Origin of the sequence: Bradyrhizobium sp. CCBAU 45384 (assembly GCF_028128665.1) — a bacterium.
In the GTDB taxonomy this organism is placed as follows: Bacteria; Pseudomonadota; Alphaproteobacteria; order Rhizobiales; family Xanthobacteraceae; genus Bradyrhizobium; species Bradyrhizobium manausense.
This window is the reverse complement of sequence record NZ_LBIZ01000119.1, coordinates 267663-283183: the sequence shown is the minus strand read 5'-3', so window position 1 is coordinate 283183 and position 15521 is coordinate 267663. Positions and strand designations below refer to the sequence as shown.

Here is a 15521-nt window from a genome sequence, read left to right as displayed (position 1 = left end):
GTTCAGACTCCGTCGTTGCCTTGACGAGAGGTCAACGCGCTGGGCGCAGAGGGCGTTCCAAGCTTAATTGGATCGCGGGCGAGATGGACGCTTCGTGCCGGGCGGCCTTGGCATCGGTAAGCGCTTCGCCCGCTGTGTTGCCTGTCCGCCACGCTTCGAACTCTGTTCTTCACCGGAGAACACCGGATGGTTCGAGAACGGAACATACGCGCTGTTCAACAGTAAATAGAGCGTATGCGGAGATGGCCCGCTGCCCCTACCCGAGGCGGGCCTCGCGCGCCGCCGACTCCCGGTTCGCGTGCCGGTACGCATCGATCGCTCGGTTGGCGAGCATCAGCGGTCGGCGCTCGCCGGTTCTGAGCTGCGCTTCGATCGCGTCGAGAATGATGTCCGCAGACGCATCGGGCGGCCCGAGCTCGCCGGTCTTCTCGAGGAAGCTCCAGGCGATGAAGAATGCGCTCTCGACCGTACAGCGAATGGACATGCGCTGCCAACGCGGTGCGGCCGAAGCCGTTCCGCGCGCGGCGGCGAGACGTTAGTTCGTCAGCACGATGCGGCCGACCACCTTGCCGGCGCGCAATTCGTCGATCCACTTCTGGACGTCGCCCATCGGCTCTTCGCGCATCGGCGTCGGCTTGATCTTGCCGGCCCGCGCGAGCGCCATCAGCTCATGCGCCTCGGCAAGCGTGCCGACCATGAAACCCTCGACAGTGAGGCGTTTGTAGACCCATTGCACCATCGGCAGCGTGAACTGGCCGCCCATCAGGCCCGACACCACGACCTTGCCGCCGCGCGCTGCGACCGCGACCGCAAACGCCATCGACTTTTCGTTGCCGGCGAAATCGACCACCTCGTCGAAGCCGCCATCGGTCTCCTTCAGGATACGCTTGATGATTTCGGGCTCGGACGGATCATAGGCGACGGCTGCGCCATTCTTCAGCGCGGTCTCGCGCGCGGCCGGCGACAGATCGGCAACCGTGATCGGCTGCTTGAACATCGCCTGCGCGAACGACAGGCCCATCATGCCGACGCCGCCAAGACCGATCAGCAGCAGATTGCGCTGGCGCGGACGATCGACCAGGCGCTTGAGCGCGCCGTAGGCGGTAACGCCCGAGCACATCAAGGTCGCGGCCTGGTTGACGGGCAGGGGATCATAGTCGAGCAGATATTTGGCGTCGGGCACCAGCACGTGGCTGGCGAAGCCGCCGTCGATGGAGACGCCGAGGAAGCGCTGCTTGGCGCAGAGATTCTCGTCGCCGTTCTTGCAGTCGCGGCACTGGCCGCAGCCGATCCAGGGAAACACCGCTTTCTTCGAGCCGACGAGGCCTGCCGGTACGTCAGGGCCGACTTCGTCGACGACGCCGGCGATCTCATGGCCGAGCGTGAAGGGCAGCGTCATGCCGCGTGTGGTGTCGAGCTTCTTGCCGCCGCCGAGATCGGCATAGCCATCCTGGATGTGCAGGTCGGAATGGCAGAGGCCGCAGCGCTCGATGCGCACCAGCACCTCGGCAGCCCTGGGCTTGGGCGTATCGACGATGGTCTCGCACAGAGGCGCATCGAACTTGACCAGCGACTGCCGACGCATCGACGCCATTTTTCTTCCTCCGGAATTCTCATTGTCAGGTTTCGCTGCGTATATCCGCCAATTCACGCGCCATGGCAACAAAACCGGAGATCGGAATCGTCTCGGCGCGCCGCGTCGCATCGACGCCGGCGGCCGCAGCAAGCCGCGCCGGATCAGCTTGAAGCGATTTCAGGCTCTGCCGCAGCATTTTCCGGCGCTGGCCGAAGGCCGCGGCTGCGACCTGCTCGAGCAGTTTGCGATCGCACGGCAGAGGCTCGTGGCGCGGCACCAGGCGCACGACGGAGGAGGTGACTTTCGGCGGCGGCACAAAGGCGGACGGCGCAATGTCGAACAGGATCTTCGTCTCGCAGCGCCAGTTGGCGAGCACGCCGAGCCGGCCATAGGCCTCCTCATCCTCTCGCGCGACGATGCGCTCGCCGACCTCGCGCTGAAACATCAGCACCATCATGTCGTACCAGGGCGGCCAGGGCTCGGTGGTGAGCCAATTGATCAGAAGCGGGGTCGCGATGTTGTAGGGCAGGTTGGCGACGATCTTGGCGCGCTCGCCATTGAGCAGCGGGCGCGGGTCGAAAGTCATGGCATCGCCATGCACGATCTCGAGCCTGTCAGGGTAGCGGGCGGAGATATCCTGCAAGGCGGGAATGGCCCGCTCGTCATGCTCGATGGCGATGACGCGCCTGGCGCCGAGCGCGAGCAGCGCCCGGGTCAGTCCGCCGGGGCCGGGGCCGATCTCGACGATGACGCTCTGTTCGAGCGGCGCGGCCGCGCGGGCGATGCGCGCGGTAAGGTTGAGATCGAGCAGAAAGTTCTGACCGAGCGATTTGCGCGCCGACAGAGCGTGCCGGCGAATGACCTCGCGCAGCGGCGGGAGGTCGTCGATCGCGCTCATCAGCTGTTCGCAGCCGCCATGCGGCTGGCAAGCTTCAGCGCGGCGATCAGGCTCGCGGGGTTCGCCTTGCCGGTGCCGGCGATGTCGAACGCGGTGCCGTGATCCGGCGAGGTGCGGATGAAGGGCAGGCCGAGCGTGACGTTGACGGCGTCGTCGAACGCAACGGTCTTGATCGGGATCAGCGCCTGGTCGTGATACATGCAGACGGCGCAGTCATAGAGGCTGCGCGCGGCTTCATGGAACATGGTGTCGGCGGGCAGCGGTCCCCTGGCGTCGATACCGTCGTTGCGCAGAACCTTGAGCGCCGGCGCGATCACGGTCTGCTCCTCATGGCCGAGCGAGCCGTCCTCGCCGGCATGCGGATTCAGTCCTGATACCGCGATGCGCGGTTGCGCAATGCCGAAACGGGATCTCAGCTCGGTCGCAACGATGCGTACGGTCGAGACGATGAGATCGCTCGTGAGCTGGGTGAGGGCATCGCGTAACGACACGTGGATCGTCACCGGCACCACGGCGAGCCGCGGCGACCACAGCATCATCACCGGCTGCGGCACGCGGCCGTCCGCTTCCGCGAGTTCAGCAAGGAATTCGGTGTGGCCGGGATGGCGGAAGCCGGCGCGGTAGAGCACGCTCTTGGCAATGGGATTGGTGACGAGGGCGCTGGCCTGGCCCGCCCGCACGTCGGCGACCGCCTCCCGGATCGAGGCAAGGGCGGCCGGTGCGCTCGATGCGTCGGGTTTGCCCGGCTCTGCGGTCGCGTGCTTGCCGGTCGCAACTACGGGCAGGGCGTCGGCAAAGGCAGTCTCGGTCTCGCCCGGGCTCACCGAGGCGATCTCGATATCGGCGCCGAGCGCTTTGGCGCGCCGGGCGATGAGAGCCTCGTCGCCGCGCAGGTAGAAGGCGGGCAGGTCGAGCTCGCGGCGCCTCAGCCAGGCGGCGATGGTGATGTCGGGGCCGATGCCGGCGGGCTCTCCGAGCGTGACCGCGAGAGGCTTTGCGGGAGCGGCCATCAGCGGTTGCGATATTCGATCATCGCCGCCTTGCGGAGTTCGTCGAGATAGGCCTTCTGGGTCTTCTCGTATTTCTCCACGTACATCTTGTCGCGGATCTCGCGCTTCTTCGGCGTATCGATGGTGGTCGGCTTGCGGTCGCACAGCACCACCATCTCGATACCTGCCTTGGTCACCTCGGGCGCGGTCAAATGACCGATTGGAGTATCGTCGAGCACCTTGCGCAGCGCCTCCGGCAGGTCGGCGGTGGTCTTGGTGACGCTCTCGCGGATAGTGGCGTTCGGCGTCGAGCGGAACAGCGAATTGGCTTCCTCGCAGCTCCCGATGCGGGCGCGATAGGTCTCGGCTTCCTTCATCCGCGACTCCTGCAAGCCCGCAGACGAACCGCGCGGCACGATCAGCACGATCGGCTGCATCTTGTATTCGGTGCCCTCGATCTGGAGCTTCTCGGTGCCGCCTTCGCGCACCTTGTCGGCGACATCCTTTTCGCCGACGATCAGCTTCTCCTTGAACCGGCCGCGCACGAGGCTGGTCCAGACCATCTCGGACTTCATGCGGTTCTTGAGAACCTCAGGACGCACGCCCTTGACCTCGAGCGACTTGGTGAGCTGGTCGGGCGTGATGCGCATGCGCTGCGCCATGCCCTCGAAGGACTGGTTGACGTCGGCGGCGGTGGGATCGACGCCGTATTTCTTGCCTTCCTTGAGCTTGAGCTTGTCGTCGATCAGCGTGTTGATGACGTCCTGCCGGCTCGGCGTCTTCTGCGTCGTCAGCGCGTCGAGCTTGGAGCGCTGCTCGATGTCGAAATCGGTGATGGGATCGCCGTTGACCATCACCACGATGTTCTGCGCCCGTGCCGGCGCACCGGCGAGCACGAGCACGGCGATCAACACGGCGCCGAGTACAGGAGGGAGAAGGCGGAACACAGGCAAGGAGGTCGTCATGGTTGTCGCTCGCATGTCAGCCGAAATGATCCTGCGATAGGGATCGCGCGGCCGGCATTTGGCGGGTTCACTGAATGCCGGCGGAACTGCTGGACCCCGTGGAGGTGGCCAGAGTGCGCAAGCCGATCTGGAACATGAACGCGTGGCTCAGCACGGGCGGCGCGGTGCCCGCGGAGTAGCTATACGAAGTTACATAGTTCGCCGCCAGCACGAAGCAATCGTCGACATAGCCGGCGCCGAGCACATATTGGTTGATCTTGTTGGCTTCGAGGTCCCAGCGCGCCGAACCTGTCACCACCCAGTTGGCGGCGACCTTGAGCGAGCCCGAGGTCAGGATGCCCTCGCGGCGCGTCAGATAGCCGAGCTCCGGCTGCGGCGCGTAATTGCCGTACATCATGCTGACCGACCAGCGATTGAAGTTGGCCCGGCCTTCGGCCTCGAAGCGCTCCACGTTCCAGGTCTGCTCGTCCATGCGGGAGCGGACGCTGAACGTGTAGGTGCTGTTCGGCGAATAGCTGGCACTGGCGACGTAATCCGAGCGCGGCTTGTCGAGGCCGGAATTGATGCCGGTATTGATGGAGTCCTGGACCGCGAAGGAGTTCATGCCGAACAGCTGGTAGGACTGGCCGAACAGGACCTTGACCGCGCCGCCCCGGTCGAACTGCGTGGTCGACTGCACGCCGACATTGGCGCGGCCGCCGCCCTCGACGCGGTCATAGCCGGAGAACTTGTCGACATTGAACAGGTTCGAGGCGTCGAACACCATGCTCTGCGCATCCTCGTTCGGAAGCCTGCCGGCATAGGTCTCGTTCGGACGGATGATGACCTGCGCGATCGGCTCGATGGTGGTCGAGCCCCAAGGCTGAACGTTGATGAAGGGATAACGGTATTCGAGGCCGACGGTGGGCATCAGGCGGAACGCCTGGGTGTCGCCGACGGGCAGGTAGTTCGACACGCCCGGCTGGTTCGAGACGTCGGAGTTGATCGCGTCGGCGCGCAGGATCGCGAACGGCGTCCAGATCTCGCCGAACGGATCGGTGTAGGACTTGCGCCATCGCGCTTCCGCCGACAGGCGGGTGTAGGTGCCGGGGAAGCCGCGCAGCAGGCACTGCGTCGGCGTGCGCGCGAGCGGATCGGCCGAGGTCATCGTGCACAGGCCGTTGGTATTGGCCGTCGTCGTGATCGGATCGAACGCCGCATCGTTACGCGTCAGATTGACGAAATTGGTCTTGTAGGAGACCTCGCCGCCGAAGATCGGATAGTTGAGCACGTTCGAGTAGTCGATCACGGGATAGACGACCGGGACCTGCTGCTGGTTGCCCGAGAAGCTCAGGAAGTACATCGTGCGGGCATCGAAGAAGCTGCGATTGCCGACGCCGGTCAGATAGAGCTGCGAGATCGCTTCAGTCGGCAGATAGAGGAACGAGGCTTGTGGGTCGCGATAGGCCGACAGGCGGTAGTCCGAGAAGAAATAGTAGTCGGACATCAGGACGCCGTCCCAACCCCAGACCCACTTGTCGTTCAGTGCGAACTGGCCCTTGGTCTCGACGGCGCCGCGGAACTGACGATCACCGGGCTGACCGGCGAGCGCGTTGCGGTCGAGCTGGTCGATGCCGTAGACGCGCACCTGGTAGGCGCCGTCCAGCAGGCGCTGGCGGAATTCGGCCTGGAACAGCACGCCCTGCCTGGAGGTGATGCGCGGATTGAAGGTCGCGTCCATATCGGGCGCGATCGCCCAATAGAACGGGACTTCGACGCCGTAGCCGAACGGCGTGTTCGAGGTGAAGCCCGGCATCAGGAAGCCGGTCTTGCGCTTCACGGTCGGATCGGGCGTCGAGAAATAGGGCATGTAGGCGAGCGGCACGCCGAAGAATTCGAGCTGCGCCGTCTCGAAATACAGCATCTTCTCCTGCTGGTCGTGGATGATGCGGGCACCCTTGACCTGCCAGAGCGGCGGCTTCTTCGGATCGTCCCGGCACGGCGCGCAGGCCGTGTAGACGCCGTTCTCGAACACGGTGTAGTTGCCCGAGGAGCGGTCCGCGCGGGTCGCGGCCATGCGGGTCTGGTCCTCGGTGTCCACGCGCAGCGAATCGACGAAACCGTCGCGGTAGTCGTCGGACAGGTCCAGCATCTCGGCATAGGTGATCTTGCCGTCGGCATCCGTCATGCGGATGTTGCCCTCGGCATGCAGCCGCTTGGTCTTCTGGTCGTAGATGACCCTGTCGGCCTCGACGCTGGTGCCGTTGTAGAACAGCTGAACGTTGCCGACCGCCGAGACGCGCGAATTGTTGTAGTCGTAGTCGACCTCGGTCGCCTGCACGAGCATCTGGCCGTCATTGGCGGCCTTCGGCGGTCTCGGACGCGGCGGCCGCGGATTGTAGGTGAAGCCCTGCGCGGCGGCAGGCGCCACGACGACGAAATCCATCATCCCGGCGAGCGACACGGTCGCGACCAGCGCGAGCAGGATCCGACGGACAGACAAGCCGTATCCGTTCGCGCGCATCCGGGTGCGCGACGTCGATCCAGACACAGGTCCTCGTTGGACGGCAGTCACTAACCGTCCTCCTGGTACAGCAAGGCCAAAAAGCCGGTGAGGCCGCCCACCACTACGGGCAACCACGCCGCAGCGATCGGATGCATCAACTCAGCCTTGCTCAAGTCTTCAGTCACTTTCGACAGAACGTAGAGCAGAAAGCCTGCGCCCACGCCACTCAAAACCATCTTCTGTACGCCGCCCATCCGGAAGAAGCGCAACGACACGGAGGCCGCGAGCATCACCATGGCTGCGAGCAAAAACGGCTGTGCCAGAAGCTTGTGATACTGGAGTCGATAGCCGGCTGTCGCGAAGCCCGAGCTCTCGGACGAACTGATGTAGCTCGGTAGTTGCCAAAAGGACACAGTCTCGGGTGTGGAAAAGCTGTTGCGAACCTGCGCCTCGGTCAGCGTCGTCGGAATCTCGAGGCTGGCCTGGTCGACCGGCGGGGAGTCGAGCGTGAAACGGCGCACGCCCCTGAACAGCCAATGGCCGGATTCGAGCGTCGCCTCGCGCGCCTCGATCCGCTCCTTGAAGTGCTGATCTGTGTCAAACCGGAACAGCGTGAGGCCCGTGAGCCGGATGCCCTGCTGCTCGCTGCGCGCGGCGTTGATGATGGTCTGGCCGTCGCTGGTCACCTGGTTGAGCCAGAAGCCCGAGGCGTCCTGGATGCCGCCGCCGGGCGCCGAGCCGAACAGCTCGGCTTCCATGCGCTTGGACAGCTCGCGCAAATTGGCCGACATCGGATTGTAGGCGACCGTGGCGAGCACGCCGATCACGAGTGCGCTGCCGAGCGCCGGCGAGATGAACTGCCAGGCCGAGATGCCGGCGGCGCGCGCCACCACGAGCTCGAGCCGGCGGGAGAGGGCAAGATAGCAGGTCATCGCGCCGATCAGCATGCAGAATGGCGTCAGCTTCTCCAGCAGTTGCGGCACCCGGAACAACGAGGTCTCGGCCACCATGACAGCGGAGGCGGACGCCAGCCCTGAGGTCTTGCGCACCATCTCGATGTAGTCGACCAGCACCAGCAGCAGGAAAATGCCCGCGAACACGCCAAGCGCGTTGACCACGAAGCGGCCGGCGAAATAGCGCCCGAGCGTGTTGGTGAGCATGCTCATGCGGCGGCCGGCCGTCCGAACAGCCGCGCGATCCGCGCGTTCGACCTGTTGATGGCCTCCAGCAGGCCGGGCGGCGGCTCGACCACGATGCCGCCGATGATCATCCACAGCCCGACGCCGATGGCCCCGAGAACCATCGCGTATTGGACCAGCACCGGACCTTCTGATTTCACCGCCATTACGGAGCAGGCGAAGCCCGCCATGCGCAGTCCGAACACGGCGAGGATCGAGGTGCCGATCGAAAAATTGCGGCTCTGGCGCGTGGTGCGGGGCGCGCCAAGGAAGGCGAAGGTCAGCACCGCAAAGGCGAACGGATAGATCGGCGCCAACAGGCTGTCATGCAGGGCCGAACGGAACTGCCCAGGGATCTGCTTGTAAACGGGATCGTCCTCGGACGGGGCGAACAGCTCCCAGAGATAGCGCTCGCGAATGCCGAGGGTGACGTCGTGACCCTGGTTGCCGAACTTTGACATGTCGAAGCCGTAGCGGCCGAAGGCCACCAGCGCGGGGTCGCGCTTGCCGGCCTCGAAGCGCTGGAGATTGCCGGTCTTCAGCACCAGAAACGAGCCGTTCTCGTTCTTCACGACCTCGCCCTCTTCGGCGACGATCGAGACGCGCTCGTTCGGATCGCGGCGGTCGTCGATGAAGATGCCCTCGAGAATGCCACCGGGCTTGCGCTCGCGGATGCGGATCGTCAGGTTCTTGTCGAGCTGGGCGAAGCGGCCGGGCTGCAGGATGTTGGTGAGCACGTCGGCGGTGATCTCGGCGTCCCATTGCTTGATCCGCCGCATGCCGTCGGGGGCGAGGTAGGCCGCGATGAAGGCGACCAGCAGCGCCACCACGCAGGTGGCGTAGAAGAACGGATAGAACAGCCGGAACGGCGAGAAGCCGGCGGCATTCATCACGATGATTTCCGAATCGGTCGCGAGCTTGTTCAGCGTGTGCGAGATCGCGATCATCAGCGCGATCGGCGAGATGATCAGCACCAGCGCCGGGATGACGAGGCTGGTGATGCCGAGGAAGGTCATGATGGTCTGACCCTGGCTCGTCATCAGGTCGATGCCGCGCAACGCCTGCGTAATCCAGATCACGCCGGTGAGGCTGACCAGGACCAGCGCAAACGACGCCAGCGTCGTGCGGAAAATATACCTATCGATCGACCCCATGCGCTACCGCACGAATCCCACCAAAGCCCCAACGCGCGCACCGAAAATTCCAGTCGTTCGACCAATCCCCTGACAGGGATCCCCCAGGTCGCCCAACCACCTCTTCCGGCAGCTTACTTTCTCACTACCATCCCTTTGATCCGTCAACAAAATGGCTGACCCGTGGCACCGTCAATATATGGTTAATATTTCCCTCGATGTGACCTCCACGCCACGGGCGGTGGTTGGCATCGACCGCTGATCTCGCCCATAGTGTCGAACGCAGAGTGAATCGCCGTTCAGGTCCGGCTCTCGGCCGTATCGATCGATCGGCAAAAGCCCCATGTTTTCGAGGAGTTACCTATGTCCGATGCCATCAAGGTCGGCTTCGTCCCGCTCGCTTCCGCCGCCCGTGGCATTCTGGTCGTGTTCTGTGACGACGCCCTGAAGGTCGGGCCGGCAAGCGCCAAGGCGCTCGGCGGCGCCAGCGAAGTTGTGAAGCGGGCGGCGGCGGCCGGCTCGTTCAAGGGCAAAAGCGGCGCCGCCCTGGACATCCTCGCCCCCGAAGGCCTCAAGGCCGAACGGCTGATCGTGATCGGGACCGGGAAGGCCTCCGCCCTGAAGGGCAACGACTTCCTCAAATTCGGCGGCATGGCGGCCAGCAAGCTCAAGGCGGGTTCCGCGTCCATGACAATCATGGCGGAACTGCCTGATGGCGCCATGACCACCGAGCAGGCGGTTGCGATCGCCTCGGGCCTGCGCTTACGCGCCTACAAGTTCGACCGCTACAAGACCAAGAAGAAGGACGGCGAGGAGGGCGCCTTGCGCGCCGACGTCTCGCTGGCGGTCGGCGATGCGACCGCGGCGAAGAAGGCCTTTGCCTCGGCCGGCGCGGTCGTCGACGGCGTCATCATCGCGCGCGATCTCGTCAACGAGCCGCCGAACGTGCTGTATCCCGAAGAGTTCGCGCGCCGCGCCGGCCAGCTCAGGAAGCTCGGCGTCAGGATCGAGGTGCTCGACGTCAAGGCGATGCAGAAGCTCGGCATGGGCGCGCTGCTCGGCGTTGGCCAGGGTTCGGCCCGGCCGAGCCGCACCGTGATCATGCGCTGGGACGGCGGCAAGAAGGGCGAGGCGCCGGTCGCCTTCGTCGGCAAGGGCGTCTGCTTCGACACCGGCGGCATCTCGATCAAGCCGGCCGGCAGCATGGAGGACATGAAGGGCGACATGGGCGGGGCGGCCTGCGTCGTCGGCCTGATGCATGCGCTCGCCGCGCGCAAAGCCAGGGTCAATGTGGTCGGCGCCATCGGCCTTGTCGAGAACATGCCCGACGGCAATGCGCAGCGGCCCGGCGACATCGTCACCTCGATGTCGGGCCAGACCATCGAGATCATCAACACCGACGCCGAAGGCCGCCTCGTGCTGGCCGACGTGCTCTGGTACGTCGCCAAGAAGACCAAGCCGAAATTCATGGTGGACCTGGCGACGCTGACCGGCGCGATCGTGGTTGCGCTCGGCACCGATCATGCCGGCATGTTCTCCAACAATGACGAGCTCGCCGAGCGCCTGCTCGCGGCCGGCATCGAGAGCGGCGAGAAGGTCTGGCGCCTGCCGCTCGGCCCCGAATACGACAAGCTGATCGACTCCCAGTTCGCCGACATGAAGAACACCGGCGGCCGTCACGGCGGCTCGATCACCGCGGCGCAGTTCCTGCAACGTTTCGTCGACGGTGTGCCCTGGGCGCATCTCGACATCGCCGGAACCGCGATGGGCGCGCCCAAGACCGACATCAACCAGAGCTGGGGAAGCGGCTATGGCGTCCGCCTGCTCGATCGCCTGGTGGCCGATCATTACGAGCGCAAATGACGGAAGTTCTGTTCTACCATCTGCAAAACATGACGGTTGAGAACGTCTTGCCGCCGCTTCTCGAGAAATCGCTCGAGCGCGGCTGGCGCGTCGTGGTGCAGTCGACCTCGCCCGAGCGCGCCGATGCGCTCGATGCGCATCTATGGACCTATCGCGACGATTCCTTCCTGCCGCATGCGACATGGCGGGTGAACGATGTTGCCGAGCAGCCGATCGTGCTGGCGATCGAGGCCGACAATCCGAACGGCGCCAATGTCCGCTTCCTGGTCGACAGCGCCGCGCTGCCCGAGGATGCGGGAGGCTATGAGCGCATGGTGCTGCTATTCAACGGCGACGATCCGGACGCGCTTGCGATGGCCCGCAGCACCTGGACGGATTGCAAGGCGCGCGGATTTGAGGTCACCTATTGGCAGGCTGACGAACGGGGCCGGTGGCAGCGTCGGAATTAGCTGCCACTTGCAATTAATGATAATTTGGACTTTCAAGGGCAGATTGGTTTCGGCCACCTTCGTGCCGCAAAGTGATGTTGGGACAATCGCTTAGGGCTGCTCCTTCATGCGGGGAATTCAGGTTATCGTGCGACATCAAAAGCTTCCAAAGTCGCCCATCGTCGTGTTGGTCGCCGTCGCGCCGCTGATGGCGGGCTGCGCGGGCGCATCCGATATGCTGACGTCCGCCAAGGACGCTGAGTGGTTCAACAAGCCGAGCCGTCTGTTCATCAAGAACATCTCGATCGAGTCGCCGCCGCTGACCCCCGACAAGCCTGTTGGAGCTGAGGATCTCGTCAGCGCCGACGGTGCCTGTCCCGGCATGGCGCCGTCCGGTCCCGCCGACGCCAATGCATCGACCACGCCGCCGGCGCCCACGGGCGGGACGGTCGCGCTCGGTCACACCGAATGCGACGTGGTGCGCGGCATCGGCGCGCCGTCGACCGTCAATCTCTCCAGCGATGCCGCCGGCCGTCGCGTCGCGGTGGTCACCTGGACGACGGGTCCGCGTGCGGGCATCTACACCTTCACCTCGGGGCGCCTCTCCGCGATCGAAGGCACGCCGGAGCCGCCGGTCGTCGCCAAGCCGGCGAAGCCGAAGGCGAAGAAGAAGGCGGCGACCTGACGCATCGTCGGGCCTCCGCCGCCGAGATCATCAAGCCGCTTTGCGTCCCTTGATCGCAGTCGCGGAAGCATGAACCGTGATCTTCCCGGACGCACTCGCCGGCAGTCGCGCCTCTAACCGGCGCCTGAGCTCCGCGCTCTCCGCGTCCGACAGCTTGCCCACGATGCCGCTCGGGCTGCTGACGACCATCGACAGCCAATAATCCTCGAAGTCGGCGAAGGTCCGCTCGACGACCAGCTCGCGGGTTTCGATCTCATGCAGACCGAGTTCCGCCCACAGCGCCTTCAGCGCTTCGAAGCGCGAGATGTCGGCGCTCGGCGGACGGGCTGCGGGGATGCCGAGGGCATCCAGCTCTTCCCACAGCGGCTGGGTCGGTGTGCCGCCCCGCACGATGTCCCAGGTATAGGATGCGACCATGCCGCCGGGCTTGGCGACGCGGACCATTTCCGAGGCGCCCTTGTGCGGGTCGGGGACGAAGAACAGCACCAAGGCCATCACAGCGGCATCGAAGCGGTTGGCGTCATAGGGCAGGGCCATCGCATCGCCGATCGAGAGCTCGACCGCCTTTGCCGAGAACTTCTGGCGCGCCGTTGCAATCTGTGCGTCCGAGGGATCGATCGCGGAAACGGATGACGGGGCGGATTTCGCCAGAAGAAGCTCGGTGAATGCACCGTTGCCGGCGCCCACGTCCACCCAGCTCAATCCGGGGCGGAGCGCCAGCCAGTCGAGGAAGAGCGTTCCGGCCGATCGGCTCCAGGGTGACATGAAGCGCTCGTAAGCCACGCCGTCGGTGAATTTGATCGGTTCGGGTGCAGACACCTGGCATCTCCCTGCGCGCGCATTTTATGCAGTCTTTTGCGCGTTCAATTGCAATTCATCGATCATTCGCTGGCGCATCACGAATTTCTGGATCTTGCCGGTCACCGTCGTCGGGAATTCATCGACGAAGCGGATGTAGCGCGGGATCTTGAAGTGGGCGATGCGGTCCTTGCAGAACGACCTGACGTCCAGCTCTGTCATGGTGCCGCCCTGCTTGAGCCTGATCCAGGCGCAAAGCTCTTCGCCGAAGCGTTCGTCGGGGATACCGAACACTTGCGCGTCGGCAACCGCCGGATGCTGGTAGAGCACGTTCTCGATCTCGACGGGGTAGACGTTCTCGCCGCCGCGGATCGCCATGTCCTTGCTGCGGCCGACGACATTGCCGTAGCCCTCCGCGTCGAAGGTGCCGAGATCACCGGTGTGCATCCAGCCGTCGGCATCGATCGCCTCGCGGGTCTTCTCCGGATCGTTCCAGTAGCCCAGCATCACGGAATAACCGCGCGTGCAGAACTCGCCCGGCGCGCCGACACGGACGGTGTTGCCATCTGTGTCGACGATCTTGACCTCGACATGCGGATGGATGCGGCCGACGCTGCCGACCTTGCGTTCGATCGGATCATCGGTCGAGGTCTGCAGGCAGACCGGGCTGGTCTCGGTCATGCCGAAGATGATGGTGAGATCGCGCAAGTGCATGTCGGACAGGCAGCGCTTCATCATCTCGATCGGGCAGGGGGCGCCGCCGGCCCAGCCGGTGCGCAGCGAGCCCAAGTCGAAGCGCGAGAACTCGGGGTGGTTCAACATTGCCAAGAACATCGTCGGGACACCGCCGACGCCGGTGCAGCGTTCGGCCGCCATCGTTGCGAGCGAAGCGAGCGGATCGAACCATTCGGACGGCAACACCATCGTGGCGCCGTGGGCGATGCACATCAGCGTACCCACCACCATGCCGCCACAGTGATAGAGCGGCACCTGGATGCAATATCTGTCGTTGCCGGTCAGGCCCATGGTCCGGCCGACGAAGAAGGCGTTGTTGAGGATGTTGCGATGGCTCAGCGTGGCGCCCTTGGGCGAGCCCGTGGTGCCGCTGGTGAACTGGATGTTCACCGCGTCGGTGTTCTTCAGCTCCGTGCTCAATTCTCTCAGCTGCGCGCGAGAGCGATCCGTCGCCATCTTCTGAACCGCATCGAAGCGGATGAACCCTGGGGCATCCGTGCCGATGCAGATCAGAAGTTTCAGGGACGGCAGTTTCGCCGCATTCAAGTGACCGGGCGATGAGGTCGCAATCTCCGGTGCAAGCGTGTTCAACATGCTGATGTAGTCACTGGTCTTGAAAGACGCCGCGGTGACCAGCGCGGCGCATCCGACCTTGTTGAGCGCGTATTCCAGCTCACCGACGCGATAGGCCGGGTTGATGTTCACCAGGATCAGGCCGGCTTTGGCGGTGGCGAACTGCGTGAGGATCCATTCCGCATTGTTGGGCGACCAGATCCCGACGCGTTCGCCGCGTTTCAAACCGAGCGCCAGGAAGCCGGCGGCCAGGTCATCGACCTGTTGGCGCAGCTGCTTGAAGCTCCAGCGGATGCCTTGATGCCGGACGACCAGAGCTTCGCGTTCCGACAGCCGCTCGCAGGCCTGGTCGAAGAAAGCTCCAATCGTGTCCTCGATGAGGGGCGTATCGGTTGATCCGCGGACGTGGCTCTCGGTGATCGGCATGACACCTCCTTCGCCAATTGCATCCAAATCGAAATCAATTCGGCCGACGGCTTGCGATCGCCGGGCCACAAAACAGCAAAACTAAAAATTGGCGCAAGCCTATGAGGCGCCGGGCCAACGCGCAAGCAAGTAGTGAACAGGTGTAGAAAAAGTTTGCAATGAAATCTCGGCTGGAGGCTTGTCGCACTGGCACGGCCCGATCGGTGGTTGAATACAGCGCCTTAGCTCGCCGCCTCGTCGAACTGCGCATCGCCTCTAACCATTGCTCTTCCGCGCGCGCCTCTCCGCCGTGGGGCCGGATCATTCGCGATGCGCTGACACCCCCTTGCAGACACATCGCACGGGATAGACCGCGCTTGATCTGGATCATGGAGCTCGTGCGGCCGCCAGTGCAGGCTGGGACGGCTACCCCGAGAGAAGGGGCTGCCATCATGGCAAGACATTTCAGAGGATCATCCAGGGGTCATTGACGTGAGCAACCTCGCAAAGATTGAACGCGATCCGAATTACCAGGAGCTCGTACGCCGGCGCTCGTCGCTGGGCTGGCTGCTGTCGGCGGTCATGCTTGTCATCTATTTCGGCTTCATCCTGCTGGTGGCCTACGCTCCGAAGTTTCTGGGAATACCGCTGGGCAGCGGCGTGACGACGATCGGTATTCCGATCGGACTGTCCGTCATCGTGCTCGCCTTCGTGCTGACGGGAATCTACGTCCGTCAGGCCAATTCCAGCTACGACGTACTCATCCGCAAGATCGTCGAGGAGAACCGCTCGTGAAGAGATTCGCCTTTC

General features: G+C 64.3%; 14 protein-coding genes. 4 read left to right on the top strand and 10 right to left on the bottom strand.

Annotated features, from left to right (window positions below; translation table 11 throughout):
* Positions 1-256 precede the first annotated feature (256 nt).
* From XH80_RS37880 to lptF, 8 genes are all read right to left on the bottom strand, one after another.
* On the bottom strand, positions 257-484 hold the full coding sequence (locus XH80_RS37880) for a hypothetical protein (protein WP_057757952.1): 228 nt from the start codon (positions 482-484) through the stop codon (positions 257-259).
* Positions 485-535: 51 nt separating this feature from the next.
* Complete coding sequence (locus XH80_RS37875; protein ID WP_271603020.1) at positions 536-1594, bottom strand: alcohol dehydrogenase; 1059 nt, start codon at positions 1592-1594, stop codon at positions 536-538.
* A gap of 25 nt (positions 1595-1619) precedes the next feature.
* A complete protein-coding gene (gene rsmA, locus XH80_RS37870) occupies positions 1620-2474 on the bottom strand; it encodes a 16S rRNA (adenine(1518)-N(6)/adenine(1519)-N(6))-dimethyltransferase RsmA (protein ID WP_271603019.1) in 855 nt (284 codons plus the stop codon).
* Complete coding sequence (pdxA, locus tag XH80_RS37865) at positions 2474-3484, bottom strand: 4-hydroxythreonine-4-phosphate dehydrogenase PdxA (protein WP_271603018.1); 1011 nt, start codon at positions 3482-3484, stop codon at positions 2474-2476. Before pdxA ends, rsmA begins: the two co-directional genes overlap by 1 nt.
* On the bottom strand, positions 3484-4428 hold the full coding sequence (locus XH80_RS37860) for a SurA N-terminal domain-containing protein (protein WP_271603017.1): 945 nt from the start codon (positions 4426-4428) through the stop codon (positions 3484-3486). The genes pdxA and XH80_RS37860 overlap by 1 nt, the downstream gene beginning before the upstream one ends.
* A 67-nt stretch (positions 4429-4495) precedes the next feature.
* A complete protein-coding gene (locus tag XH80_RS37855) occupies positions 4496-6931 on the bottom strand; it encodes an LPS-assembly protein LptD (protein ID WP_442868565.1) in 2436 nt (811 codons plus the stop codon).
* Between the two features lie 50 nt (positions 6932-6981).
* Positions 6982-8079: an LPS export ABC transporter permease LptG gene (gene lptG, locus XH80_RS37850; RefSeq protein WP_271603015.1), complete on the bottom strand. Its 1098-nt coding sequence runs from the start codon at positions 8077-8079 to the stop codon at positions 6982-6984.
* Complete coding sequence (gene lptF, locus XH80_RS37845) at positions 8076-9245, bottom strand: LPS export ABC transporter permease LptF (protein WP_271603014.1); 1170 nt, start codon at positions 9243-9245, stop codon at positions 8076-8078. The genes lptG and lptF overlap by 4 nt, the downstream gene beginning before the upstream one ends.
* A 342-nt stretch (positions 9246-9587) precedes the next feature.
* Between lptF and XH80_RS37840 the strand changes: the two genes are divergently transcribed.
* The 3 genes from XH80_RS37840 (at position 9588) to XH80_RS37830 (ending at position 12200) form a co-directional block, all read left to right on the top strand.
* A complete protein-coding gene (locus XH80_RS37840) occupies positions 9588-11087 on the top strand; it encodes a leucyl aminopeptidase (protein ID WP_271603013.1) in 1500 nt (499 codons plus the stop codon).
* On the top strand, positions 11084-11536 hold the full coding sequence (locus XH80_RS37835) for a DNA polymerase III subunit chi (RefSeq protein WP_057757924.1): 453 nt from the start codon (positions 11084-11086) through the stop codon (positions 11534-11536). Before XH80_RS37840 ends, XH80_RS37835 begins: the two co-directional genes overlap by 4 nt.
* A 166-nt stretch (positions 11537-11702) precedes the next feature.
* Positions 11703-12200 carry a hypothetical protein gene (locus XH80_RS37830; protein ID WP_271603322.1) on the top strand — a complete coding sequence of 166 codons (498 nt, stop codon included), beginning with the start codon at positions 11703-11705 and terminating at the stop codon, positions 12198-12200.
* 30 nt (positions 12201-12230) lie between these two features.
* On the opposite strand, the gene XH80_RS37825 is transcribed toward XH80_RS37830, so the two are convergent.
* Both XH80_RS37825 and XH80_RS37820 read right to left on the bottom strand, forming a co-directional pair.
* Positions 12231-13019, bottom strand: coding sequence for a class I SAM-dependent methyltransferase (locus tag XH80_RS37825; RefSeq protein WP_271603012.1), 789 nt, complete (start codon positions 13017-13019; stop codon positions 12231-12233).
* A 24-nt stretch (positions 13020-13043) separates the two neighbouring features.
* A complete protein-coding gene (locus XH80_RS37820) occupies positions 13044-14732 on the bottom strand; it encodes an AMP-binding protein (RefSeq protein WP_271603011.1) in 1689 nt (562 codons plus the stop codon).
* 471 nt (positions 14733-15203) lie between these two features.
* Here XH80_RS37820 and XH80_RS37815 point away from each other — a divergent pair, with 471 nt between their 5' ends.
* Complete coding sequence (locus tag XH80_RS37815; protein ID WP_220003512.1) at positions 15204-15506, top strand: DUF485 domain-containing protein; 303 nt, start codon at positions 15204-15206, stop codon at positions 15504-15506.
* The last annotated feature ends 15 nt before the right edge of the window (positions 15507-15521 follow it).

What these genes read in the sequence shown, in the direction of transcription:
- XH80_RS37880 (WP_057757952.1), bottom strand. Translation starts at nt 484, where the DNA reads ATGTCCATTCGCTGTACGGTCGAGAGCGCATTCTTCATCGCCTGGAGC.
- XH80_RS37875 (WP_271603020.1), bottom strand. Translation starts at nt 1,594, where the DNA reads ATGGCGTCGATGCGTCGGCAGTCGCTGGTCAAGTTCGATGCGCCTCTG.
- rsmA (WP_271603019.1), bottom strand. Translation starts at nt 2,474, where the DNA reads ATGAGCGCGATCGACGACCTCCCGCCGCTGCGCGAGGTCATTCGCCGG.
- pdxA (WP_271603018.1), bottom strand. Translation starts at nt 3,484, where the DNA reads ATGGCCGCTCCCGCAAAGCCTCTCGCGGTCACGCTCGGAGAGCCCGCC.
- XH80_RS37860 (WP_271603017.1), bottom strand. Translation starts at nt 4,428, where the DNA reads ATGACGACCTCCTTGCCTGTGTTCCGCCTTCTCCCTCCTGTACTCGGC.
- XH80_RS37855 (WP_442868565.1), bottom strand. Translation starts at nt 6,931, where the DNA reads ATGCGCGCGAACGGATACGGCTTGTCTGTCCGTCGGATCCTGCTCGCG.
- lptG (WP_271603015.1), bottom strand. Translation starts at nt 8,079, where the DNA reads ATGAGCATGCTCACCAACACGCTCGGGCGCTATTTCGCCGGCCGCTTC.
- lptF (WP_271603014.1), bottom strand. Translation starts at nt 9,245, where the DNA reads ATGGGGTCGATCGATAGGTATATTTTCCGCACGACGCTGGCGTCGTTT.
- XH80_RS37840 (WP_271603013.1), top strand. Translation starts at nt 9,588, where the DNA reads ATGTCCGATGCCATCAAGGTCGGCTTCGTCCCGCTCGCTTCCGCCGCC.
- XH80_RS37835 (WP_057757924.1), top strand. Translation starts at nt 11,084, where the DNA reads ATGACGGAAGTTCTGTTCTACCATCTGCAAAACATGACGGTTGAGAAC.
- XH80_RS37820 (WP_271603011.1), bottom strand. Translation starts at nt 14,732, where the DNA reads ATGCCGATCACCGAGAGCCACGTCCGCGGATCAACCGATACGCCCCTC.